Genomic DNA, 22,339 nt, shown 5'->3' with positions numbered 1-22,339 from the left:
GGACCCCAGCATGGACAAGGCCGCCTCCGACGGCTTCCGGATGCCCGCCGAATGGATGCCGCACGAGCGCACCTGGATGGCGTGGCCCGGCCCCAACACCACCTTCGAGGACCCGGACGACCTCCTCGCCTCCCGTATGGCCTGGGCCTCCGTCGCCCGCGCCGTCCTGCGCTTCGAACCGGTCACCGTCGTGTGCGGCCCCGGCCAGTCGGCGGCCGCGCAGACGCTGCTCGGCCCCGGGGTCGACACCGTCGAGCGCGAGCTCGACGACGCCTGGATGCGGGACATCGGGCCCACCTTCCTCACCAACGGCCGTGAACTCGCCGCCGTGGACTGGACGTTCAACGGCTGGGGCGCCCAGGAGTGGGCCCGCTGGGAGCACGACGCGAAGATCGCCGCGTACGTCTCCGACCTCGCGGGCTCCACCAGGACGTACGCCTCCAAGCTCGTCAACGAGGGCGGCGCGATCCACGTCGACGGCGAGGGGACCGTGCTGCTGACCGAGACCGTGCAGCTCGGCCCCGAGCGCAACCCGGGCTGGTCGAAGGAGGAGGTCGAGGCGGAGATCCACGCGATGCTCGGCACCCGCAAGGCCGTCTGGCTGCCGCGCGGCCTCACCGGCGACTACCCCCCGCACGGCTTCGGCACCCTCGGGCACGTCGACATCGTCGCCGCGTTCGCCCGCCCGGGCGTCGTGGTCGCGCACTCCCAGCCGGACCCGGCGCACCCGGACCACGAGGTGACCAAGGAGGTCATCGGGCTGCTGAAGGCGCAGAAGGACGCGCGCGGCCGCAGCCTGGAGGTCGTCGAGGTCCCGGCCCCGACCGTCCTGGAGGCCGACGGCCACTGGGCCGACTACTCCTACATCAACCACTACCTCTGCAACGGCGGCGTCGTGCTGTGCGGCTTCGACGACCCGCGCGACGAGATCGCGGCCGGGATCTTCCGCCGCCTTTTCCCCGAGCGGACCGTGACGCTGGTGGACGCCCGTACGATCTTCGCGGGTGGTGGCGGTATCCACTGCATCACGCAACAGCAGCCGAGGATCTAGGAGCCGAGACATGGCCGGTGCGCGCAGGAACGCCCCGCCGCGCGAGGACGTGCTCGCCGCCGCCATGGAGATGATCGCCGAGCGCGGCCTGGAGAAGCTCACGATGGCGGCGCTCGGCCAGGAGGTGGGGATGAGCAGCGGCCATCTCCTCTACTACTTCGGCTCCAAGGACGAGCTGCTGCTGCGGACCCTGGAGTGGAGCGAGGGCCGGCTGGGTGCGGAGCGCGGCCGGCTGCTGGGCCGCACCGGCACCGCCAGCGAGCGGCTCGACGCCTACGTCGACCTGTACGTCCCCGACGGCCACCGCGACCCGCACTGGACCCTGTGGCTGGAGGTCTGGAACCGCTCGCAGAACGCCGGGGCGGACGCCCGCGAGCGGCAGGCCGCCATCGAGGGCGCCTGGCACCGCGACCTGGTGGCGCTGATCGCGGAGGGGATCTCGCGGGGGGAGTTCCGGCGGGTGGACCCCGACCGTTTCGCGGCCCGGCTGCGGGCGCTCCTGGACGGCCTCTCCATCCATGTGGCGATCGGGCTGCGCGGCACCGACCGGCCGCAAGTTCTCGGCCACGTAAGGGAGTTCCTGGACGAGTCGCTTCTCGCGGACGCGTGACCTTCGACCCGGGTTGTACGCCATACGTCCGATTGACCCTGTGTCCCGTGGTGCGTTTGCCTCGAAGGGTGTCCCCGGCGCGGGGCCGGGGGAGAAGCGTCCACGGGGAATGCAGGGGGGAAGCATGTCCACAGCCGCCGCACGCGGCAGACCGGCCGTGGTGACAGCAGGCGCGGCGCTGCTGCTCACGGTGGTCGCGGCCACCGCGCCGAGCGCGACCGCCGCACCGCACGCATCACATGCATCACATGCACCACACGCACCGCGGGTCGAGCGGGTCAGCACCGCCGCCGACGGCAGCCAGGCCGACGGGCCGTCCGACGGCGCCGCGGTCAGCGCCGACGGCCGCCGGGTCGCCTTCACGTCAAACGCGCCCGGCTTCGGCTGTGCGGAGTTCTTCCCGTGCCTGCTGGTCAAGGACACGGCCACCGGCGGTCTCACCAGGATCGATCTGGGCGGCGGCTACACCTACAGCTCGCCGGTGCCGAGCGCCGACGGCGGCCGGATCGGCTACTCCGCGGGCACCCGGTTCCTGGCGCCCTACCTGTACGACAGCGCCACCGGCACCTCGCAGCGGCTGTGGCCCGACGACCCGCCCGGTTTCAACGAGCTGGGCCGGGTGCAGTCGATCAGCCCGGACGGCACACACGTCGCGTACACCATCGGCAACCGCAACGGCCCGGAGAACAGCCGGCTCCTGTACGTCCGCGACACCGCCACCGGCACCGACACGCTGATCTCGCCCGCCGAGGAGGGCGCCAAGGGCAGCGCGTCGGTGAGCGGCGACGGCGAGCGGGTCGCCTACTCGGTCCGCACCGGCTCCGAGGACGATCCGAACGACGTCTTCGTCAAGGACCGGTCGACGGGCGGGCGCACCCAGGTCGACGGCGGGCTCGGCGCCGCCTACCTGGTGCGTATCACCGCGGACGGCCGCCGGGTCCTGCTCGAGGCCGAAGGCGGCCTGTACGTCCACGACCTGCGCACCGGCGCGTCCCGGCGGATCGCCGACGGCAGCGTCTCCGCGGCCACGGCGGACGGCCGGTACGCCGTGGTCTCGGGCGAGGACGGCACCCGGGTGCGGGACCTGCGGACGGGGCTGCGCGGAGCCGCGCTCACGCCGGACGCCCAGGTCATGCCGGAGGCGCTGGCCGCCAAGGGGCGCGCGGTGGCGTTCGGTTCGCAGGCGTCCCACCTGGTGCCGGGCGACACCAACGGAGAGGCGGACGTGTTCGTCTTCCGGGGCGAGCTCGCGAGGAACCCGGTCCCCATGCCGTCCGTCACCGAGCGGATCAGCACGACGCGGGACGGGCAGCAGCGCACCGGCCCGTCGTACGACCCGGTGATGGGGCAGGACGAGGTCGTCACCTTCACCTCGCAGGGCGACGTGTTCGTGAACGCGTCCGGCTTCATCAGCCAGGTCGACTCGGCGGGCCAGGACCCCGCGCGCGAGGGCACGCCCTGCGACAGCGGGCGCATGGTCGGCTATGTGGCACCGCACGCCTCCGACGGCGGCCCCGAGGTCTACGTCCGCAACCGCTCGGTGGGCAAGCTGACCGGTCTCGACTCCTACCAGGGCGTCCGCTTCAGCTGGATGGGGCAGCCCGTGGTGGACCCCAGCTGCCAGTGGATCGCCTACGCGGCCACGCTGCCGGCCACCGGCGCCGATCCGCACCCCCAACCGCGGGTCTACCGCTTCCGGTTCAACGGGGGCACGACCGACGTGGTCAGCGATCCGGCGGGACCCGCCGCGGGCGGCCCGTCGATCAGCTACGACGGCCGGTACGTCGCCTTCGAGCAGGGCGGCGGCGTCCATGTCCGCGATCTGGACACCGGCGTCCTGGAGACGGCCGCCGCCCACGCCTCGGCGCCGTCCCTCGGCGCGGACGGCCGCACGATCGCCTTCCAGCGGGGCCGCTGGATCTACGTCCGTGATCTCGACTCCGGGGCCACGACCCGTGCCGAGGGCACGCAGCCCTCGCTCTCCGGAAACGGCGCGCGGCTCGCCTACACGTCCCGAGGCGCCGTATACCTGCTCGAACTGGCCACCGGGAAAAGGCAGTTGATCAGCGTCGACCGCTGGGGCGGCCGCAACGACCTCCCGGCCGGACACCCCTCCGTCAACGCCGACGGCACGGTGGTCGCCTTCGAGTCGGCCTCGCCCGATCTGGTGCGGGGGGACACCAACGGGGTGTCGGACGTGTTCCTGCGGACGGCGCGGTGAGCAGGGAGGTGATCAGCGCAGTGCTCGCATCCTGAGACGGACGGTGAGCGCGGGGGCGACATGTGCCAGACTGCCCCCGTGCTCTCGTTCGCCATGATTATTGGCAGCAGGCGCGCCGGTCCGCAGTGACCGCCACGTACGACCAGGTACGGGTGGACACCGTCGTCCTCGACCCGCGCGCAGACCTCTCGCACCCGCGAGGGGTTTTTCGCTTTTCTGGCCCACCTTCAGCCGGGAGTAAAGCGCGAGGGATCATTGGGGACGGTGGAGCCGGTCATTCCGGTACTGACCGAGATCCAGCGGGATCCAACAGCAGGAGCCTTGACACCATGACCGCAACCAGCGAGCTCGACGACTCGTTCCACGTCTTCGACACGACGCTGCGCGACGGCGCGCAGCGCGAGGGCATCAACCTCACCGTGGCGGACAAGCTGGCCATCGCACGGCACCTGGACGACTTCGGCGTGGGCTTCATCGAGGGCGGCTGGCCCGGCGCCAACCCGCGGGACACCGAGTTCTTCGCGCGCGCCCGCCAGGAGATCGACTTCCGGCACGCCCGCCTGGTCGCCTTCGGCGCGACCCGCCGCGCCGGCGCGAAGGCCTCCGAGGACCCGCAGGTCAAGGCGCTCCTGGACTCGGGCGCCGAGGTGATCACCCTGGTCGCCAAGTCCCACGACCGGCACGTCGAACTCGCGCTGCGCACCACCCTGGAGGAGAACCTGGAGATGGTCCGCGACACCGTCTCCTACCTGCGCGAGCAGGGCCGCCGGGTCTTCGTCGACTGCGAGCACTTCTTCGACGGCTACCGCGCCAACCCCGAGTACGCCAAGGCCGTCGTACGGGCCGCCTCGGAGGCCGGCGCCTCCGTGGTGATCCTCTGCGACACCAACGGCGGCATGCTGCCGGCGCAGGTGCAGGCGGTCGTCTCCACGGTCCTGGCGGACACGGGAGCCCGGCTCGGCATCCACGCGCAGGACGACACCGGCTGCGCGGTCGCCAACACCCTCGCCGCCGTGGACGCGGGCGCCACCCACGTGCAGTGCACCGCCAACGGCTACGGCGAGCGGGTCGGCAACGCCAACCTCTTCCCGGTCGTCGCGGCCCTGGAGCTGAAATACGCCAAGAAGGTCCTGCCCGAGGGCGCGCTGCGGGAGATGACCCGGATCTCGCACGCCATCGCCGAGGTCGTGAACCTCACGCCCTCCACCCACCAGCCCTACGTCGGCGTCTCCGCCTTCGCTCACAAGGCCGGCCTGCACGCCTCCGCCATCAAGGTCGACCCCGACCTCTACCAGCACATCGACCCGGAGCTGGTCGGCAACACCATGCGGATGCTCGTGTCCGACATGGCGGGCCGTGCCTCCATCGAGCTCAAGGGCAAGGAGCTCGGCGTCGACCTGGGCGGCGACCGCGAACTGGTCGGCCGGGTGGTCGAGCGGGTCAAGGAGCGCGAGCTCAAGGGCTACACCTACGAGGCGGCGGACGCGAGCTTCGAGCTCCTGCTGCGCGCCGAGGTGCAGGGCAAGCCGCTGCGCTACTTCGAGGTCGAGTCCTGGCGGGCCATCGTCGAGGACCGCCCCGACGGCACCCACGCCAACGAGGCCACGGTCAAGCTCTACGCCAAGGGCGAGCGCATCGTCGCCACCGCGGAGGGCAACGGCCCGGTCAACGCCCTGGACCGCGCCCTGCGCGTCGCGCTGGAGAAGATCTACCCGCAGCTCGCCAAGCTCGACCTCGTCGACTACAAGGTCCGCATCCTCGAAGGCGTGCACGGCACCCAGTCCACCACCCGCGTGCTGATCTCCACCTCGGACGGCACGGGCGAGTGGTCCACGGTGGGCGTCGCGGAGAACGTCATCGCGGCGTCGTGGCAGGCCCTGGAGGACGCGTACACCTACGGCCTGCTGCGGGCCGGGGTGGAGCCGGCGGCGTAGCAACGCCCCTCGGGCACCACCCCGGTGGTGCCCCTACTGCAGGTGCCACTTCTGGTTGGCGGCGCCCGTGCAGCTCCAGATCTGCGCGCGGGCGCCGTTCGCCGAGGAGTTGTCCGTCACGTCCAGGCACTTGTTCGCCGCCGTGTTCACGACGTCACCGGTGGACGCGTTGTAGGACCACCGCTGGGCGCCGCTGCCGTTGCAGTCGTACAACTGGACCTTCGCGCCGTCGGCGACCGAGGCCGAGGTCACGTCGAGGCACTTGCCCAGGGCCCGGACCGACCCGTCGCCCTGCACGGTCCACTGCTGGGCGGCGGAGCCGTTGCAGTCGTAGAGCTGGACGGCGGTGCCGTTGGCGGCCGAACCGCCCGCCACGTCCAGGCACTTGCCGGCCAGGCCCACCAAGGAGCCGGAGGTGCTGCCGCTGCCGGACTGCGTGCCGTTCCAGGTGAAGGTGGCCGAAGTCTTGCCCGGCAGCGAGTAAGTGGCGTGCTGCGAACCCCAGTTGATGGTGACCGTCTTGGCACTGGAGGCGTCGTTGTACGCGATCAGCGCCTTGGAGCCGTCGGGGTTGCGCCAGGCCACGTTCGGCACCGCCGAGGAGGCCGTGGAGGCGATGCGCTGGGCGCCGGGCCGGACGAACTTCGTCAGCTGGCCCATCGTGTAGTACTCGACCGTGTAGTCGACGGTCCCGCTCGCCCCGTCCCCGTCGTGCACGGTGATCAGACCGGTGCAGGTGCCGCAACCGCCGTTGTGCGGGCCCATGTTCTGGTCCACCGCGAGGGACCACTTGGTCACCGACTTCGCCCAGTTGCGGGTGTAGTCGATGATGTTGTTCATGTCCTCGCGCTGCTGGTTGGCGATCCAGGTGCCGCCGGAGTGCTCGGTGCCGAACGCGTCCAGGTTCGGGTACTGGTTGTGCACCGACGTCTGCTTGGAGACGTCGCCGCCGTAGCCGTGCCAGGCGATGCCGCCGAAGTTGGGGTGGTTGCGGATCGCTGCGTCGTCCACGGATGCGGCCGCGTAGGAGTCGTAGACGTCCCAGTTCCAGTCGTGCGCCAGGACCTTGGTGGACAGGCCCGCGGACTGGAGCTTCGGCAGCAGCTCGCTCCCCAGGAAGTACTGGATGCCGGAGGCGTTCCAGCTCATCGACGGGTAGCCGGAGCAGCAGGTCGGCTCGTTCTGCGGGGTGACGTAGGCGACGTTGACGCCCTGGTTCTTGTACGCCTGGAGGTACTTGACGAAGTAGTTGGCGTAGGCGCCGTAGTCCTCCGCCTTCAGCCAGCCGCCGTTGAGGGAGCCGCTGTCCTTCATCCAGGCCGGAGCCGTCCATGGCGAGGCCATGACAGTCAGAGAAGGGTTGAGCTGGAGCGCCTGCTTGGTCAGCGGGACGACGTCCGCCAGGTCGTGCGCGATGGAGAAGCTGTTCAGGTTCGGGTCGGTCTGGCCGGCCGGCACGTCGTCGTAGGTGTAGCCGTAGCGCGCGAGGTCCGAGGCCCCCATCGGATTGCGCAGGAACGACAGCCCGATGCCGTCCGTGGGCGAGAACAGCTTCCTCATGGTGGCGTCGCGCGTGGCCTGCGAGAGCGCGCCGCTGGAGTTCATCAGCCAGGCCGCGGTGTCCGTGAAGGACGCGCCGCCGCCGGTGAAGGTCTGGTACCGCGTGTTCTCGTCGACGGTGATGTTCTCGCCGCCGCCGCCCGTGCCGGACTGGAAGGCGAACGGCGTCTGCGCCTGGAGCCCGCGCGTGACATGGCGTCCGGCGGCGTCGTCGGTGGTGGTGAGCCAGGCGGTGACCTGCTCACCGGCGGCGTGTGCGGGGGGAACGGCCGCGGTGAAGCCGGCCGCCGAGAGCACGCCGGCCAGCATCAGCCGGAGTGCGTGGGGGGTTCTTCTCATGGGGGGTGCATCCCTTCCTGACGAGACGTCTTGACGGGTCTGCGGGGCCTTAGTTAACTCACGGCGTGATCTAAGTCATGAGTGAACTGCTCGAGCCAGAGTGAACCAGAGAGTCGAGGGAAGGTCTATGCCAAGAACCGCCCTGCTCGTCTCCGCGGCCGTGCTCGCCGCACTGCTCTCGCCGACCGTGTCGCAGGCGGCCGACGACCCCGCCCCGGTCCCCGTGGACCGCTTCGAGGGCGAGGTCCCCTTCGCGTCCCAGCCCGCCGAGGGCATCTTCACCTGGGGCAGCGACTCCGACGACCCGCCCGCCCTGCAGCTGACCGCCCGCCCGGACGCCCCCGAGGGCGAGAAGGTCCTCACCGGCACCTACGACATCAGCGGCTACGGCGGCTTCACCCACGACTTCGCCGCGACCGCGCCCGGCCACGACTGGTCCGCCCACAAGGGCATCCGCTTCTGGTGGGACGGCCAGGACAACGGCAAGAAGATCGCCTTCGAGATCAAGGACGGCGGCGCGAACGGCGAGGCGTCCGAGCTGTGGACCACCTCGTTCACCGACGACTTCACCGGCTGGAAGCAGATCGAGATCCCCTTCACCGACTTCGTCTACCGCACCGACTACCAGCCGGTCGGCGGCATCGACCACGTCCTCGGCCTGACCTCGATGTGGGGGTACGCCGTCACCCTCCCCGTCGGGGTCAAGGACCAATTCGCGATGGACGACGTGGAGTTGTACGGCAAGGCGGACCAGTCCCTGCGCGCCTCCGTCACCACCGACGCCGCGGTCCACCCGGTGAAGGAGGGCGGCACCGCCACCGTCAAGGTCACCCTCGCCACCACCGGCGCCGCCCCGGTCGAGGAGCCCGTGACCGTCGCCTACGAGACCGCCGGCGGCACGGCCGAGCCGGGCAAGGACTACGTCCCTGTCTCCGGCACCCTCACCTTCCCGGCGGGCACGGCCTCCGGCACGTCGCGGACCGTCACGGTCCGCACCCTCAAGGACAAGGCGGCCGAACCCGCCGAGACGATCCCGCTGAAGCTCACGGTCACCGGCGCCAAACCGCCCGCCGAGACCCCGCAGGTCGTCGTCGACGCGCACGGACTGCCGTACCTGGACCCGAAGTTGCCCGTGAAGAAGCGGGTCGACGACCTGCTGTCTCGGATGTCCCTCGAGGAGAAGGCCGGCCAGATGACCCAGGCCGAGCGCGGCGCCGTCGGCGAGGGCGGGGACGTCGCGGCCTACGACCTCGGCTCGCTGCTCTCCGGCGGCGGCTCGACGCCGACGCCCAACACTCCGGCGGCCTGGGCGAAGATGATCGACGGCTTCCAGTTGCGGGCGCAGGCGACCCGCTTCCAGATCCCGCTGGTCTACGGCGTGGACGCGGTGCACGGCCACAACAACCTGGTCGGCGCCACGATCATGCCGCACAACGTCGGCATCGGCGCCACCCGCGATCCCTCGCTCGCCGAGCGGGCGGGCGCGGTGACCGCCTCCGAGGTCCGCGCCACCGGCATCCCCTGGGACTTCGCCCCCTGCCTGTGCGTCTCCCGCGACGAGCGCTGGGGCCGCTCCTACGAGTCCTTCGGTGAGGACCCGGCGCTGGTGACGTCCATGGAGACGGTCGTCCAGGGCCTCCAAGGGGCCGCGAACGGCAGGGACTTGAAGCGGAACGACAAGGTCCTCGCCACCGCCAAGCACTTCGTCGGCGACGGCGGCACCGAGTACGGCTCGTCCACGACCGGCACGTACACGATCGACCAGGGCGTCACCAAGGTCACCCGGCAGCAGCTGGAGGCCGTCCATCTGGCGCCGTACCGGACCGCCGTGGACCGGGGCGTGGGCACGGTCATGCCGTCGTACTCCTCGCTCGACATCCTCGGCGACGGCCAGGGCCCGGTGAAGATGCACGCCCGCGCCGACATGATCAACGGCGTGCTGAAGGGCCGGATGGGCTTCGGCGGGTTCGTCATCAGCGACTGGAACGCCATCGACCAGCTGCCCGGCGACTACCCGGCCCACGTGCGCACGGCCGTCAACGCGGGCGTCGACATGATGATGGTGCCCTACAGCTACAGGGACTTCACCGCGACGCTGATCGCCGAGGTCAAGGCCGGCCGGGTCACCGAGCGGCGGATCGACGACGCCGTCTCCCGCATCCTCACGCAGAAGTTCCGGCTCGGCCTCTTCGAGAAGCCGTACGCCGACACGAGCAACGCCGCGCGGATCGGTTCCGCCGCGCACCGGGCCGTCGCCCGCCAGGCGGCCGCCGAGTCGCAGGTGCTGCTGAAGAACGCGGGCGGGGTGCTGCCGCTGAGGAAGAGCCAGAAGGTCTACGTGGCCGGGTCCAACGCCGACGACATCGGCAACCAGAGCGGCGGCTGGACCGTGACCTGGCAGGGCTCGTCCGGGAACATCGTCCCCGGCACGACGATCCTCCAGGGCATGCGCGACGCGGGCGGCGACGTCACCTACTCCAAGGATGCCTCCGCGCCGACGAGCGGCTACGACGTGGGTGTGGTCGTCGTCGGCGAGACCCCGTACGCCGAGGGCGTCGGCGACGTCGGCAACGGCCGCGACCTCCAGCTGACCGCCGCCGACAAGGCGGCCGTGGACACGGTGTGCGCGGCCATGAAGTGCGCGGTCCTGATCGTCTCCGGGCGGCCGCAGCTCATCGGCGACCGGCTCGGGTCCATCGACGCGCTTGTGGCCTCCTGGCTGCCGGGCACCGAGGGCGACGGCGTGGCCGACGTCCTCTACGGCAAGCGGCCCTTCACGGGCCGACTCCCGGTCACCTGGCCGAAGTCGGAGGCCCAGTTGCCGATCAACGTCGGCGACGCGGCCTACGACCCGCAGTTCCCCTACGGCTGGGGCCTGACGACGCTCACCAAGGCGCCCGGCGGCGGTGCGATCACGCTGAAGGCGCTCGCGGTGGCGGCCGCGGTCGACGAGAAGGCCGGCGCCGACCAGGCGGGCCGCGCGCTCGTCACCAAGGCGCGGCTGATCGTCCAGGAGAAGGTGGGCGAGCACATGACCGCGGCGGTCGCGAAACCCTTCGCCGACGCGGACCACCTCTGCCTCACCGGGAGGTACGGCGCCGCCGTGCAGCGTCTGGAGGATGCGTACAGGGCGGTGTGAGCTGGACGAACATACAGGTTTGGGAGGCTTCGGGTAGCTTCGACACATGAAGGCCGTTCCACGGATCCGAAGCCTCCTGACCCTGCTGCCGGCCCTGGCGCTGGTCCTGCTGACCGTCGCCCTGGCCGCGCCGCGGGCGGCGGCCGACACCGGTGTCACGACGATCTCCGAGGCCCTGCGCAAGAGCCCCGTCTTCGTCGATCCGGCCGCCTCCGCCCAGTTCTCCCGCGGGGACGCGGACGCCCTGGCCAAGAAGATCGAGGACCACGGCAAACCCCTGTTCGTCGTGGTCCTGCCGGCCGGCTACCCGACTGCGAACCTCTTCACGAACCTGCGCACCGCGACCGGCGTCACCGGCCTGTACGCGATCCGCCTCGGCGACCGCTTCGACGCCAGGGCCGACGCCTCGGTCCTGCCGCGCACGGCCGTGCGGAACCTGGTCACCAGCGTGCAGGGCGAGCAGAACACGAAGACCCAGCTCACCGACTTCACGGACCGGGCCCTCGCCCATATGGGCGGCTCGGCCCCGGCGTCCTGGGGCTCGTCCTCCTCGTCCGGCGGGATCTCACCCACGGCGCTGATCGCCGTCGGCGCCGTGCTCGTGGCCGGCGGGGCGGGCGCGTACACCCTCGTTCGGCGCAACCGGCGCCGGCACGAGGAGGAGCAGCGGGCCGCCCTGGAGCGGCTGCGCGTCGTCGTCGACGAGGACATCACCGCCTTCGGCGAGGAGCTGGACCGGCTCGACTTCCATCCGGCCGAGCCGGGCGCCGACGACGCCATGCGCGCCGACTACGAACGCGCCCTGGACGCCTACGAGCAGGCGAAGTCGGCCATGGCCGCCGCGCACAGACCCGAGGACGTGCGGGCCGTCACCCAGGCCCTGGAGGACGGCCGCTTCTCGCTCGCCCAGCTCGCCGCGCGCCGCGAGGGCCGCCCGCTGCCCGAGCGCAGGCCGCCGTGCTTCTTCGACCCGCGCCACGGGCCGTCCGTCGCCGACGCGACCTGGACGCCCCCGGGCGGCGCCCCGCGCGAGGTCCCGGTCTGCGCGGCCGACGCCACCCGCCTCGCCGACGGCCGCGACCCCGTCGTCCGCGAGGTCGACACCGACGACGGCCGCCGCCCCTACTGGGACGCGGGCCCGGCCTACGGCCCCTGGGCGGGCGGCTACTTCGGCGGCGGCCTGCTGCCCGGCCTGCTGATCGGCACCGCCCTCGGCGGCCTGATGGCCACCCCCTCCTACGCGGCCGACTACGGCGCCGGGTACGGCGACTTCGGCGGCGGCTACGACGGCGGCGACGTCTCCGGCTCGGACTTCGACCCCGGCGACTTCGGCGGCGGCTTCGGCGACGGCGGGGGAGGAGGGGACTTCGGGGGCGGCGGGGACTTCGGCGGCGGGTTCTGACGGCCCCGGCGTACGGCCAAATGATGGCCCGAAAAGGGTCGATCGACCGATATCAATCGACTTGCCCTGGCACCTACGCTCTCCTCATGGCGAGTCCACCCGCGGGGGACGGCCACAGCACCGTGGAGGTCCTCGGAGAGGACCGGCCCCTGCTCCGGGAGCGCTGGCAGGAGCTGTCCCGCCGAGCGCGCGTCGCGCTCGCCGCCACGACCTGCGTCCTCGTGCTCGGCGGGGTCCTCGCCTACGTCGCGGGGAACCGCCACCCGCCCCCGCTGCCCGACCCGGGCGACGCCACCTCCGCCCGGATCACCGACCTGGAGATGCCGCACCGCACCAGCGCGGACTTCGACATCACCTTCCGTCTCGCCGCCACCTCCCGGGTCACCTACGTGGGCCTGACCGAGGGCTACGGCAACGTCTCCGTCCACGAGCGCCCCGCCCCCGGCGCGGTGCTGCGCCCCGGCCACGCCCGCGTCCTGCACGCCCGGGTCGACGTCTACTGCGGGGTCCCGCACGTACGCCGGGACACCCCGCTCCTGTACGAGGACCCGGACCCCCACCCGGGCATGCCCCTGCTCTTCGCGATCGTGAGCAACGCGGGAGGCCAGGGCGTGACGCCGATCATCCCGACGGCGTCGCAGTTCGACAGCATCAGCCGCGCCGTGCAGCAGGTGTGCGGCTGACGCGCGTCAGCCGCCGCGCGGCACCACCAGCCCCGTCTCGTACGCCATCACGACCGCCTGCGTGCGGTCGCGCAGGCCCAGTTTGGACAGGATGCGGCTGACGTGGGTCTTCACGGTCTGCTCGCCCAGGTGCAGGCGGGCGGCGAGTTCCGGGTTGGAGAGCCCCTCGGCGAGCAGCCGCAGGACGTCCGTCTCGCGCGGGGTGAGGACGTCGAGGGTGCCCCGGGCGGGGGCCTTCGGGCGCAGCCGCGCGAACTCCGCGATCAGGCGGCGGGTGATGCCGGGCGCGAGCAGGGCCTCGCCGGCGGCGACCACCCGGACCGCGTCGAAGAGCCGTTCCGCGGTCACGTCCTTGAGCAGGAACCCGCTGGCGCCCGCCGTCAGGGCGTCGTAGACGTGCTCGTCGAGGTCGAAGGTGGTGAGCACCAGGACGCGCGGCGCGTCCGGGCCCCGCAACCGCGCGGTCGCCTGGATACCGTCCATGACCGGCATGCGCACGTCCATGAGGACGACGTCGGGCGCCTGCTCCCGGCACACGCGCACCGCCTCGGCGCCGTCGCGGGCCGTCCCGACGACCGTGAAGTCGGCCTGGGTGGCGAGGAGTCCGGCGTACCCGGCCCGCACCACCTCGTGGTCGTCGGCGACGACGATGCGGATGCTCATGCCGTTGCCTCCCCCCGCACCGGCAGCCGTGCCTCGACGAGGAACCCACCGCCGGCCGCGGGCCCGGTGCGCAGGTGGCCGGCTACGGTCGGCACCTGCTCGCGCACAGCGCCCAGGCCGTGGCCGGGCGCGTTGTCGCGGACGCGGACGGCCGGGTCGGCGACGACGATGCGGATGCTCATGCCGTTGCCTCCCCCCGCACCGGCAGCCGTGCCTCGACGAGGAACCCACCGCCGGCCGCGGGCCCCGTGTGCAGGGTGCCGCCCACGGTCGCCACCCGTTCGCGCATGCCGAGCAGGCCGTGGCCGGGGGCCTCGGCGGTCGCGGGACCGGGGCCGTTGTCGCGGACGCGGACGGCCAGGTCGGTGTAGCCGTAGCGGAGTTCGACGTCCACGGCGGCTCCCGGGGCGTGCCGGCGGGCGTTGGTCAGCGCCTCCTGGACGATCCGGTACGCGGTGACCTCGATCCCCGGGTCGAGCGCCGCGACCGGCCCGCTCACGATCAGCCGCGTCGTCGAACCGGCCGCGTCCCGCGCCTCGTCGAGCAGGTCCATCAGCTGGCCGAGCCCCGGCTGGGGCCTGCGCCGGGTGCCCGTGCCCTCCGTGCCCCGGGCGTCCTCCCGCAGCACGCCCAGCAGCCGCCGCATCTCCGTCAGGGCGGTGCGCGCGGTGTCCCCGATGGCCAGGAACCGGGCGGCGCCCTCGGGCGGCAGACCGGACGTGGTCAGCCGCGCGTTCTCCGCCTGCACGGCGATCATCGAGATGTGGTGCGCCACGACGTCGTGCAACTCCCGCGCGATGCGCGCCCGTTCACCCCGGGCCGCATGCTCCAGCAGCGTGTCCGCGAACGCCCGCTCGGTCGCGCTGTGCGCCAGCGCGGTGCTGCGCGCGTGATGCGCGACCCCCGTCGCCGCGGCGGCGGACGCGAGCGTGGCCAGCAGCACGGCCACCACCCGGGTGGCGTCCTGCGTACCGGACAGCGCGACGATCACGTACGGCACGACCAGCAGCCCGCCCAGCAGGGTCCTGCCCCCGCGGGTGAGAACGTAGACGCAGGTCAGCTGGGCGACGACGCCTCCGGCCGTGAGGGCGTGGAACGGGACGAGGGCGAGCACGCACGCCGCGCTGAGCGCGAGCGCGGTGCCGGCCCGGCCGAGCCCGTCGCCGCGCAGCACGAAGACCAGCGGAAGCGTCGTGGCGAGGGCGAGCAGCAGGACGGCGGCGAGGTTGCCGTGCGGGCCCGGGCCCCGCACCAGGGTCTCCCCGGCGGCCAGGACGGCGAGGGCGCAGCCGACCGCCACCGCCGGGACGCTCTCCCCGGCGCCGAGCCACCTGCTCGCGGCGGCCGGGACCGCTCTCTCCTCACCCACCCGGTCATTGTGCCCACCCCCTCCCCGCCGGGCGTCCCCCGCGGGAGGGACCTCCCCGGCGTGACGACACCCCGCGCGGCCGCCCCTAGCCTCCCTCCTCATGAGTGACGCAACGATCGAAGTCCTGGGCCTGCGCAAGCGGTTCGGCCGGACCCTCGCGGTCGACGGCCTCTCGTTCAGGGTCGAGCCCGGCACGGTCACCGGCTTCGTGGGGCCCAACGGCGCCGGCAAGTCCACCACCATGCGGGCCCTGCTCGGTCTGGACGCCCCCGACGAGGGCGCCGCCCTCATCGGCGGCCGGCCCTACCACGCCCTGCGCACCCCGCTCCTGGAGGTCGGCGCCCTGCTGGACGCGGCCGCCCTGCACCCGGCCCGCCGCGGACGGGACCACCTGCGCTGGCTGGCCCATTCCCACGGCCTGCCCGCCGCCCGGGTGGACGAGGTGCTGGAGCAGGTCGGCATGGAGGCGGCGGCCCGCCGCAGGGCCGGCGGCTACTCCCTCGGCATGCGCCAGCGCCTCGGCATCGCCGCCGCGCTCCTCGGCGACCCGCCGGTCCTGCTCCTCGACGAGCCGGTCAACGGTCTCGACCCCGAGGGCATCCAGTGGGTGCGGGGCCTGCTGCGCACACTCGCCGCCGAGGGCCGCGCCGTCCTGGTCTCCAGCCATCTGATGAGCGAACTGGAGGACACCGCCGACCACTTGGTGGTGATCGGCCGCGGCCGCCTCATCGCCGACACGGCCGTCTCCGACCTCCTGGCCGCCGCCTCCGGCGACCGGGTCCGGCTGCGGACCGACGCCCGCACCGAGGCGATGGAGCTGCTCGCCCGCTCGGGCGCCACCGTCGCCGTCACCGGCCGCGACACCCTCACCGTCACCGGCCTGCCCGCCCGCCGGATCGTGGAGCTGCTGAACGGGGCCGACGTCCCCTTCGCGGAGGTGGGCGCCCACCGGGCGACCCTGGAGGAGGCGTACATGGAACTCACCCGGGACGCGGCCGAGTTCACGGCGTCCACCGGCACCGACGAGGTGGCCTCATGACGACGACCCTCACCCCCTACCGCTCCCGGCTCCACCCGGCGAAGGCGGGCTTCGGGCGGCTGCTGCACGCGGAGTGGACCAAGTTCCGCACGGTGCGCGTGTGGCTGATCGTGCTGGCGGTGGCGGCCGTCGTCATCGTCGTGATCTCCCAGCTCTCCGCGAGCGGCTCCAGCACCAGCGGCGACCACGAGATCGTCCTCGGCCCGGACGGCACGGTGGTCGTCGACAGCTTCCGCTTCGCCCACCGCCCGCTGACCGGCGACGGCACCGTCACCGTCCGCGTCGCGTCCCTGAAGAGCGCCGACGGCAAGGCCCTGGAGCCCTGGGCGAAGGCCGGTGTCATGGTCAAGTCGAGCCTGAAGGAGGGCTCCGCGTACGCGGCCGTGCTCACCACCCCCGGCCACGGCGTCCGCATGCAGTGGAACTTCACCCACGACAGGGCCGGTCCGGACGACGGCTCCCGCTGGCTGCGCCTGACGAGGAAGGGCGACCACCTCACGGGCTACGACTCCGCCGACGGCCGCACCTGGTCGAAGGTCGGGGACGTACGGCTGCCGGGCCTGCCGCGGACCGTGCAGGCGGGCGCGTTCGCGGGCACCCCCGCCCACAACGTCGTGCACCGCGCCTTCGGCGGCACGAGCGAGACGTACGGCGGCGGCGAGATCACCGCGACGTACGACCACCTGACCCTCGACGGCACCTCGGCCGCCCGCCGCTGGGCGAGCACGGACGTGGGCGGCCCGAGGCCCAACGGCCCGGCGCCCGCGAACGACCGGCCCGGTGTCACCACCGTCTCCCCGGCCGGCACCTACACCCTCACCGGACACGGGGACATCGCCCCCGACGAGAACCGCCCCGACATGGTCCAGATGAGCTTCCAGGGGGTCTTCGTGGGCGTCCTGTTCATGGTCGCCCTGGGCGCGCTCTTCGTGACGGCCGAGTACAGGCGCGGCATGATCCGCACGACGTTCACGGCGACACCGGCCCGGCTGAAGGTGCTGGCCGCGAAGGTGACGGTGATCGCCGCCGTCACCTTCACGACGGGCCTGGTGGCCACCGCCGTGGGCTTCACCCTGGCCCAGCGGCAGCTGCGCTCCAACGGCTTCCGGCCACCGGAGTTCCCGGACCTCTCCGTCCTGGACGACCCGGCCCTGCGGGCGGTGGCCGGCAGCGCCGTGCTGCTGGCCCTGGTGGCGGTCCTGGCTCTGGGGGTGGGCGTGGCGCTGCGGAGCACCGCGGGCGCCATCGCGACCGTCGTGGTGCTGGTCATCCTTCCGCAGATCCTGTCCTTCGCCTTCCCGCTGCCCGCCGCGCAGTGGCTGCTGCGGGTGACCCCGGCGGCGGCGTTCGCGATCCAGCAGGGGGTGACCCACTACCCCCAGGTGGAGCACAACTGCCTGCCGGAGAGCGGCTGTTACCCCCTGTCTCCGTGGCCGGGCCTCGCCGTCCTGGCGGCCTACGCGGCGGCCGCGCTGCTGCTCGCGGCCTGGCGGCTGCGCCGGAGGGACGCATGAGGTGGCTGCACGCGGAGTGGACCAAGCTCCGCACCCTGCCGAGCACCTGGTGGCTGCTGGCGGCGACCGTGGTCCTGACCGTGGCGGTGGGCGCGGCGGCGGCCTCCTCCCTGACGACCGAGGTCTGCCCGACCCCGCAGGCGTGCCACGAGGACACGGTGAAGCTGAGCCTGTCGGGGGTGTGGCTGGGCCAGGCGACCTGCCTGGTCCTGGGCGCCCTCTCGATGGGCGCGGAGTACGGCACCGGCACGGTGCGCACCACACTCATGGCGATGCCGGTGCGCTGGCGGGTGCTGACCGCGAAGGCGGCGGCCCTGTCCCTGCTCACGGCGGCCACCGCGGCGGTGGCGATCCCGCTGTCGCTGTGGACGGCGAGCCTGATCCTCCCGCTGCACGGCCCCACCCTCCGCGCGACGGCGGGCTCGATCCTCATCCTGACCCTGGTAGCCCTCCTGGGCCTGGGCCTGGCCACCCTCCTCCGGGACACCGCGGCCGGCATCACCTCCGGCCTCGGCCTCCTCTACGTCGTCCCGCTGCTGGCCGACATCCTGGCCTCGCCCACCTGGCAGCACCGCCTCCAGCGCTGGACGCCCATGCCCGCGGCCCTCTCCGTGCAGGCGACGAGAAACCTCGACCGCCTGCCGATCGCCCCCTGGCCGGGACTGGGAGTACTGGCGGCCTACGCGGCGGGGCTGCTGATGGCCGGGGGAGTGGTGTTCCGGCTGCGCGACGCCTGACCGGGGTCCGCCCCAGCCGGCCCGCCGAAGTAGGACAGGAACCGGCCTTCCCGCCGACTACGGTCGCCTCCATGCCCCTCCCCGACACCGCGGCGGCCCTGCCGTTCGCCTCGGCCGCGGACCTGGACGCCTGGCTCGCCGCCCACCCCGCACCGCATCCCGGCCTCTGGGTGAAGGTGGCCAGGAAGGGTTCGGGCCCGGCCTCCGTGGACTGGGCCGAGGTCAACGACGTGGCCCTGTGCCACGGCTGGATCACCGGTCAGCGCAAGGCGCTCGACGCCACGCACTTCCTCCAGAAGATCACCCCGCGCAGGCCGGGCAGCCTCTGGTCGATGGTCGACGTGCGCCGGGTGGCCGAGCTGACCGAGGCCGGCCGGATGCGCCCCGCGGGCCTCGCCGAGGTGACCGCCGCCCGGGCGGACGGGCGCTGGGCGGCGGCCTACGCCTCACAGAAGGAGGCCGAGGTCCCCGCAGACCTGGCGACGGCCCGCGGGCGGCGGCCGCCTTCGGCGCGCTCGGCCGCACCGGCCGCACCGGCCGCTACCAGGTGATCTTCGGCCTCCTCACGGCCCGCACCGCGCGGGGCCGCGCGGCCCGTCTGGAGGCCGCCCTCGACCGGCTCGGCCGCGTGGAGTGAGGCAAGCGAACGCCGAGCGCCCGCCCCCTGGGAAGGGAGCGGGCGCTGTCGGACGCGGTGCTGTGAAGGCTCAGCCCTGCCGCATCAGGCGCTCTTGATCGCCGAGATGTCGAAGTTCAGCTTGATCTTGTCGGAGACCAGCACGCCGCCCGTCTCCAGCGCGGCGTTCCAGGTCAGGCCCCACTCGGAGCGCAGGATCTCCGCCTTGCCCTCGAAGCCGACGCGCTCGTTGCCGAACGGGTCCTTCGCGGCGCCGTTGAACTCCAGGTCGATGGTGACCGGCTTGGTGGTGCCGAGGATCTCCAGGTCGCCGGTGATCCGGTAGTCGTCGCCGCCGAGGGACTCCGCCTTGGTGGAGCGGAAGGTCATGGTCGGGAACTCGTCGATCTTGAAGAAGTCGGCGCTCTTCAGGTGCCCGTCACGGTCGGCGGACCCGGTGTCGATGCTGTCCATCTTGACGTCGATGGACGCCGACGACGCGGACGGGTCGCTGCCGTCCAGGTGCAGCGAGCCGCTGAAGTCGAGGAACTTGCCCTTGACGTTCGTGACCATGGCGTGGCGGACGGTGAAGCCGATCGTCGAGTGGGCGGCGTCGATCGTGTAGTCGCCGGTCAGCGCGGTCAGCTCGGGGGTCGCCATGACGTACTCCTTCGGGTTGATGTTGAAACTTGAACTAATCAACGAGAACGACCGTAGACCTATTCCCTTCAAGTTTCAACATCATCCGCAGAGTGTCGACGGGAGTTCGCAGAGTGTTGGCGAACGGCTCCCGTGGTGGTAGATGCCCAGTGCATGAACCCCCATCGCAGAGGCTCCATGAGGCCCACCCGCCGAGCCGTGTTACTCGCGGCCGCTCTCGTCGCCGCGGCCGCGCCGGCCGCACGCGCCGCCACCGCGGACCCCTTCGACACCCTCCGCCGCCGCTGGCTCGACATCGCCCTCGGCACGGGCTACGACCCCACGGCGGAGCCCTACGCCTCCCGCCTCGCCGGGACCGGCGAACTGGCCCGCGCCCTCCGGGCGACCATGACCCCGACCCCCACCTCGCTGTGGCCCGGCTACCCCTACGACCCGCCCGCCGGCATCACCCAGAGCTACAGCCGGCTGTGGACGATGACCCAGGCCTACGTCCAGCAGGGCACCGGCTCGACCGGCGACCCGGCCCTTCTCGCGGACGTCCTGCGCGGCCTCGACCACCTCTCCGCCACGGTCTACAACCCCTCCACCACCCGCTACGGCAACTGGTGGGAGTGGCAGATCGGCAGCCCACGCCTGCTGATGGACATCGTCGCCGCCCTCCACGACCACCTCACCGCCGCGCAGGCGGACGCCGCCTGCGCCGCCGTGGACCACTTCGTCCCCGACACGATGCTCACCGACTACTCCGGCACCTCCACCGGCGCCAACCGCGTCGACCTGTGCCGCTCGGTCGCCCTGCGCGGCATCCTGGGGCGCGCGGACGCCAAGATCGCGCTCGCCCGGGACGCCCTGTCGCCGGTCTTCCCCTACGTCACCCAGGGGGACGGGCTCTACGCGGACGGCTCGTTCGTGCAGCACACCTGGGTCGCCTACTCGGGGACGTACGGACAGGTCATGCTCGACGGCCTCGGGCGCCTGTTCACGCTCCTCGCGGGCTCGGCCTGGGAGGTGACCGACCCGAACCGGCAGATCGTCCTCGACAGCGTCGAGCACGCCTACGCGCCCCTGATCCACGACGGGTTGGTGATGGACTGCGTCAACGGCCGCGCGATAAGCCGGGGTTACCTCAAGAGCGACGACCTGCACGTCATGCGCAGCGACCACTTCCACGGCCAGGGCATCATCGCCGCGATCGCGCTCCTGGCCGGCGGGGCGAGCGACGCCGAACGCGAGCGCTGGCAGTCGTACGTCAAGGGATGGATCGAACGGGACACGGTGACACCGATCCTGACGGCGCCTCAGTTCGGCGTGGCCGACCTGGCGCGGCTGCACACGGTCGCTGACGCGCCGGTCCCGGCCGCCCCCGAACCACCCGGCCACCGCCTCTTCCCGGCGATGGACCGCGCGGTGCACCGCGGCCGGGGCTTCGCGGCGAGCATCGCGATGTGCAGCGACCGCATCACCTACTACGAGTGCGGCAACGGCGAGAACCCGCGCGGCTGGCACACCGGCGCGGGGATGCTCTCGTGGTGGCCAAGTGATCGAGCCGATCAGTACACGGACTGGTTCTGGCCCACCGTCGACTGGTACCGGCTGCCCGGCACCACCGTCTCCACCAGGCGCCTGGCCGACAACGCGGGCGGCGAGTGGGGTGCGCCCAAGCCGGACGTGCGCTGGGTGGGCGGCACGACGGACGGCACGTACGCGGCCGTCGGCCAGCATCTGAAGGGCCTCGGTTCGACGCTCCAGGCCCGTAAGTCCTGGTTCTGCGTCGAGGACGCGGTGATCTGCCTCGGCGCCGGCATCACCGCCACCGACGGCGTCCCGGTCGAGACGGTCGTCGACAACCGCAATCTGGGGGAGGGCGGGACCCAGGAGTTCGCGCACGGGCGCGGCTGGGCCCATCTGGAGGGCCACGGCGGCTGGCTGGTGCCCGGCGGCGGCCTGCGCACCCTGCGCGAGGACCGCACGGGCGCCTGGTCCGACATCAACACCACCAGCGCCCCGGAGCGGGCCACCCGCCGCTGGCAGACCCTCTGGCTCGACCACGGCACGGACCCGGTGGACGCCGCCTACCTCTACGTCGTCATGCCCGGCGCCTCGCGGCGGGCCGTCGCCACCCGGGCCGCCGACCGCCACTGGCTGCTGCCGCTCGCCAACGACGGCGCCCGCCAGGCCGTCCGCGTCCCCTCCCTCGGCCTCACGGCCGCCAACTTCTGGCAGGCCGGCACGGCGGGCCCGCTGACCGCCTCCGCGGCGGCGGGCGTGCTGCTCCGCGAGCGGGGCCGCACCGCTACCCTCTGCGTGAGCGAGCCACCCCGAACGGGTGAACCGCTGGAGATCACCTGGGACCGTCCGGTCCGGGCGGTCGTGCGGGCCGACGAGAGCGTCGAGGTGCTGGCCACCGGACGTCGGCTGCGGCTCAGGATTACCCCAGGCGTGTCATGTGCGACTCACCGATGTGAGGTGACTCTCGGCTGACGGCTTTGTGTGACCTCTACAAGCCGGACGCCCCCTGAGCAGTCGGAATGCCTGCACGCCGGTCAGGTTCTGTTCAGGGGTACCAGGAAAACGGGCCGGAGACTGTACGGAGTCGACGGCTCGCATTCCTCGGTGGGCTTCGTAAGGTCACTACATGACCGTTTTGGATGAGGCGCCGAGTGAGTCGACGGGTGAGCCGGCGGACGCGCGCGGGCGAGTCGCCGAGCTGCACGAGATCCGTGCCCGGGCGCTGGCCGGGCCGAGCGAGAAGGCGACCGAGGCGCAGCATGCCAAGGGCAAGCTGACCGCGCGGGAGCGTAT

Annotated in this window: 16 protein-coding genes and 2 pseudogenes; 13 read left to right on the top strand and 5 right to left on the bottom strand. The window is 72.6% G+C overall.

What is annotated here, in order from left to right; all coding sequences use genetic code 11:
• Positions 1-10: 10 nt before the first annotated feature.
• The 4 genes from ACFU97_RS31305 to cimA all read left to right on the top strand — a co-directional run bounded on the left by ACFU97_RS31305 (position 11) and on the right by cimA (position 5,816).
• Positions 11-1,051 (top strand): agmatine/peptidylarginine deiminase, encoded by a 1,041-nt coding sequence (locus tag ACFU97_RS31305; RefSeq protein ID WP_384263398.1) that lies wholly within the window; start codon positions 11-13, stop codon positions 1,049-1,051.
• Between the two features lie 10 nt (positions 1,052-1,061).
• Positions 1,062-1,661, top strand: coding sequence for a TetR/AcrR family transcriptional regulator (locus tag ACFU97_RS31300; protein ID WP_384263396.1), 600 nt, complete (start codon positions 1,062-1,064; stop codon positions 1,659-1,661).
• Between the two features lie 124 nt (positions 1,662-1,785).
• Positions 1,786-3,882: a hypothetical protein gene (locus tag ACFU97_RS31295; protein ID WP_384263393.1), complete on the top strand. Its 2,097-nt coding sequence runs from the start codon at positions 1,786-1,788 to the stop codon at positions 3,880-3,882.
• A 329-nt stretch (positions 3,883-4,211) separates the two neighbouring features.
• Positions 4,212-5,816, top strand: a complete 1,605-nt coding sequence (cimA, locus tag ACFU97_RS31290; RefSeq protein WP_384263391.1) for a citramalate synthase — start codon at positions 4,212-4,214, stop codon at positions 5,814-5,816.
• Between the two features lie 33 nt (positions 5,817-5,849).
• Here the strand turns inward: cimA and ACFU97_RS31285 are convergent, their stop codons facing one another.
• Positions 5,850-7,715: a ricin-type beta-trefoil lectin domain protein gene (locus ACFU97_RS31285; RefSeq protein WP_384263388.1), complete on the bottom strand. Its 1,866-nt coding sequence runs from the start codon at positions 7,713-7,715 to the stop codon at positions 5,850-5,852.
• Positions 7,716-7,842: 127 nt separating this feature from the next.
• On the opposite strand from ACFU97_RS31285, the gene ACFU97_RS31280 reads away from it, so the two are divergent.
• The 3 genes from ACFU97_RS31280 to ACFU97_RS31270 all read left to right on the top strand — a co-directional run bounded on the left by ACFU97_RS31280 (position 7,843) and on the right by ACFU97_RS31270 (position 12,939).
• Positions 7,843-10,854, top strand: coding sequence for a carbohydrate binding domain-containing protein (locus ACFU97_RS31280; protein ID WP_384263386.1), 3,012 nt, complete (start codon positions 7,843-7,845; stop codon positions 10,852-10,854).
• A gap of 46 nt (positions 10,855-10,900) precedes the next feature.
• Positions 10,901-12,256, top strand: a complete 1,356-nt coding sequence (locus tag ACFU97_RS31275; RefSeq protein ID WP_384263384.1) for a hypothetical protein — start codon at positions 10,901-10,903, stop codon at positions 12,254-12,256.
• Positions 12,257-12,342: 86 nt separating this feature from the next.
• A complete protein-coding gene (locus tag ACFU97_RS31270) occupies positions 12,343-12,939 on the top strand; it encodes a hypothetical protein (RefSeq protein ID WP_384263381.1) in 597 nt (198 codons plus the stop codon).
• Positions 12,940-12,945: 6 nt separating this feature from the next.
• On the opposite strand, the gene ACFU97_RS31265 is transcribed toward ACFU97_RS31270, so the two are convergent.
• From ACFU97_RS31265 to ACFU97_RS31255, 3 genes are read right to left on the bottom strand one after another with little or no spacing between them, the layout of a single operon-like run.
• The gene (locus tag ACFU97_RS31265; RefSeq protein WP_384263379.1) at positions 12,946-13,602 is read right to left on the bottom strand and encodes a response regulator; all 657 of its coding nucleotides are present in this window, start codon (positions 13,600-13,602) and stop codon (positions 12,946-12,948) included.
• Complete coding sequence (locus ACFU97_RS31260) at positions 13,599-13,784, bottom strand: hypothetical protein (protein ID WP_384263377.1); 186 nt, start codon at positions 13,782-13,784, stop codon at positions 13,599-13,601. Before ACFU97_RS31260 ends, ACFU97_RS31265 begins: the two co-directional genes overlap by 4 nt.
• The gene (locus tag ACFU97_RS31255; protein WP_384263375.1) at positions 13,781-14,971 is read right to left on the bottom strand and encodes a sensor histidine kinase; all 1,191 of its coding nucleotides are present in this window, start codon (positions 14,969-14,971) and stop codon (positions 13,781-13,783) included. Before ACFU97_RS31255 ends, ACFU97_RS31260 begins: the two co-directional genes overlap by 4 nt.
• Before the next feature lie 100 nt (positions 14,972-15,071).
• On the opposite strand from ACFU97_RS31255, the gene ACFU97_RS31250 reads away from it, so the two are divergent.
• From ACFU97_RS31250 to ACFU97_RS31235, 4 genes and pseudogenes are all read left to right on the top strand, one after another.
• A complete protein-coding gene (locus ACFU97_RS31250; RefSeq protein ID WP_384263372.1) occupies positions 15,072-16,010 on the top strand; it encodes an ABC transporter ATP-binding protein in 939 nt (312 codons plus the stop codon).
• The gene (locus ACFU97_RS31245) at positions 16,007-17,524 is read left to right on the top strand and encodes an ABC transporter permease subunit (protein WP_384263370.1); all 1,518 of its coding nucleotides are present in this window, start codon (positions 16,007-16,009) and stop codon (positions 17,522-17,524) included. The genes ACFU97_RS31250 and ACFU97_RS31245 overlap by 4 nt, the downstream gene beginning before the upstream one ends.
• On the top strand, positions 17,521-18,261 hold the full coding sequence (locus tag ACFU97_RS31240; RefSeq protein ID WP_384263367.1) for an ABC transporter permease: 741 nt from the start codon (positions 17,521-17,523) through the stop codon (positions 18,259-18,261). Before ACFU97_RS31245 ends, ACFU97_RS31240 begins: the two co-directional genes overlap by 4 nt.
• A 71-nt stretch (positions 18,262-18,332) precedes the next feature.
• Positions 18,333-18,898: pseudogene (locus ACFU97_RS31235) on the top strand (YdeI family protein).
• Positions 18,899-18,982: 84 nt separating this feature from the next.
• Here the strand turns inward: ACFU97_RS31235 and ACFU97_RS31230 are convergent.
• Positions 18,983-19,537, bottom strand: coding sequence for a YceI family protein (locus ACFU97_RS31230; RefSeq protein WP_384263365.1), 555 nt, complete (start codon positions 19,535-19,537; stop codon positions 18,983-18,985).
• A gap of 177 nt (positions 19,538-19,714) precedes the next feature.
• Between ACFU97_RS31230 and ACFU97_RS31225 the strand changes: the two genes are divergently transcribed.
• Both ACFU97_RS31225 and ACFU97_RS31220 read left to right on the top strand, forming a co-directional pair.
• Positions 19,715-22,018, top strand: coding sequence for a polysaccharide lyase 8 family protein (locus ACFU97_RS31225; protein WP_384263362.1), 2,304 nt, complete (start codon positions 19,715-19,717; stop codon positions 22,016-22,018).
• 154 nt (positions 22,019-22,172) lie between these two features.
• Positions 22,173-22,339, top strand: a pseudogene (locus ACFU97_RS31220) (methylmalonyl-CoA carboxyltransferase); the annotation flags it as partial.

Origin of the sequence: Streptomyces sp. NPDC057616, assembly GCF_042800575.1 — a bacterium.
GTDB lineage: Bacteria > Actinomycetota > Actinomycetes > Streptomycetales > Streptomycetaceae > Streptomyces.
Note: the sequence above shows the minus strand (reverse complement) of the source record. Positions and strands in the feature narration are given on the sequence as shown.

What these genes read in the sequence shown, in the direction of transcription:
- ACFU97_RS31245 (WP_384263370.1), top strand. Translation starts at nt 16,007, where the DNA reads ATGACGACGACCCTCACCCCCTACCGCTCCCGGCTCCACCCGGCGAAG.
- ACFU97_RS31260 (WP_384263377.1), bottom strand. Translation starts at nt 13,784, where the DNA reads ATGAGCATCCGCATCGTCGTCGCCGACCCGGCCGTCCGCGTCCGCGAC.
- ACFU97_RS31305 (WP_384263398.1), top strand. Translation starts at nt 11, where the DNA reads ATGGACAAGGCCGCCTCCGACGGCTTCCGGATGCCCGCCGAATGGATG.
- ACFU97_RS31295 (WP_384263393.1), top strand. Translation starts at nt 1,786, where the DNA reads ATGTCCACAGCCGCCGCACGCGGCAGACCGGCCGTGGTGACAGCAGGC.
- ACFU97_RS31265 (WP_384263379.1), bottom strand. Translation starts at nt 13,602, where the DNA reads ATGAGCATCCGCATCGTCGTCGCCGACGACCACGAGGTGGTGCGGGCC.
- ACFU97_RS31280 (WP_384263386.1), top strand. Translation starts at nt 7,843, where the DNA reads ATGCCAAGAACCGCCCTGCTCGTCTCCGCGGCCGTGCTCGCCGCACTG.
- ACFU97_RS31225 (WP_384263362.1), top strand. Translation starts at nt 19,715, where the DNA reads ATGAGGCCCACCCGCCGAGCCGTGTTACTCGCGGCCGCTCTCGTCGCC.
- cimA (WP_384263391.1), top strand. Translation starts at nt 4,212, where the DNA reads ATGACCGCAACCAGCGAGCTCGACGACTCGTTCCACGTCTTCGACACG.
- ACFU97_RS31250 (WP_384263372.1), top strand. Translation starts at nt 15,072, where the DNA reads ATGAGTGACGCAACGATCGAAGTCCTGGGCCTGCGCAAGCGGTTCGGC.
- ACFU97_RS31230 (WP_384263365.1), bottom strand. Translation starts at nt 19,537, where the DNA reads ATGGCGACCCCCGAGCTGACCGCGCTGACCGGCGACTACACGATCGAC.
- ACFU97_RS31270 (WP_384263381.1), top strand. Translation starts at nt 12,343, where the DNA reads ATGGCGAGTCCACCCGCGGGGGACGGCCACAGCACCGTGGAGGTCCTC.
- ACFU97_RS31285 (WP_384263388.1), bottom strand. Translation starts at nt 7,715, where the DNA reads ATGAGAAGAACCCCCCACGCACTCCGGCTGATGCTGGCCGGCGTGCTC.
- ACFU97_RS31240 (WP_384263367.1), top strand. Translation starts at nt 17,521, where the DNA reads ATGAGGTGGCTGCACGCGGAGTGGACCAAGCTCCGCACCCTGCCGAGC.
- ACFU97_RS31275 (WP_384263384.1), top strand. Translation starts at nt 10,901, where the DNA reads ATGAAGGCCGTTCCACGGATCCGAAGCCTCCTGACCCTGCTGCCGGCC.
- ACFU97_RS31300 (WP_384263396.1), top strand. Translation starts at nt 1,062, where the DNA reads ATGGCCGGTGCGCGCAGGAACGCCCCGCCGCGCGAGGACGTGCTCGCC.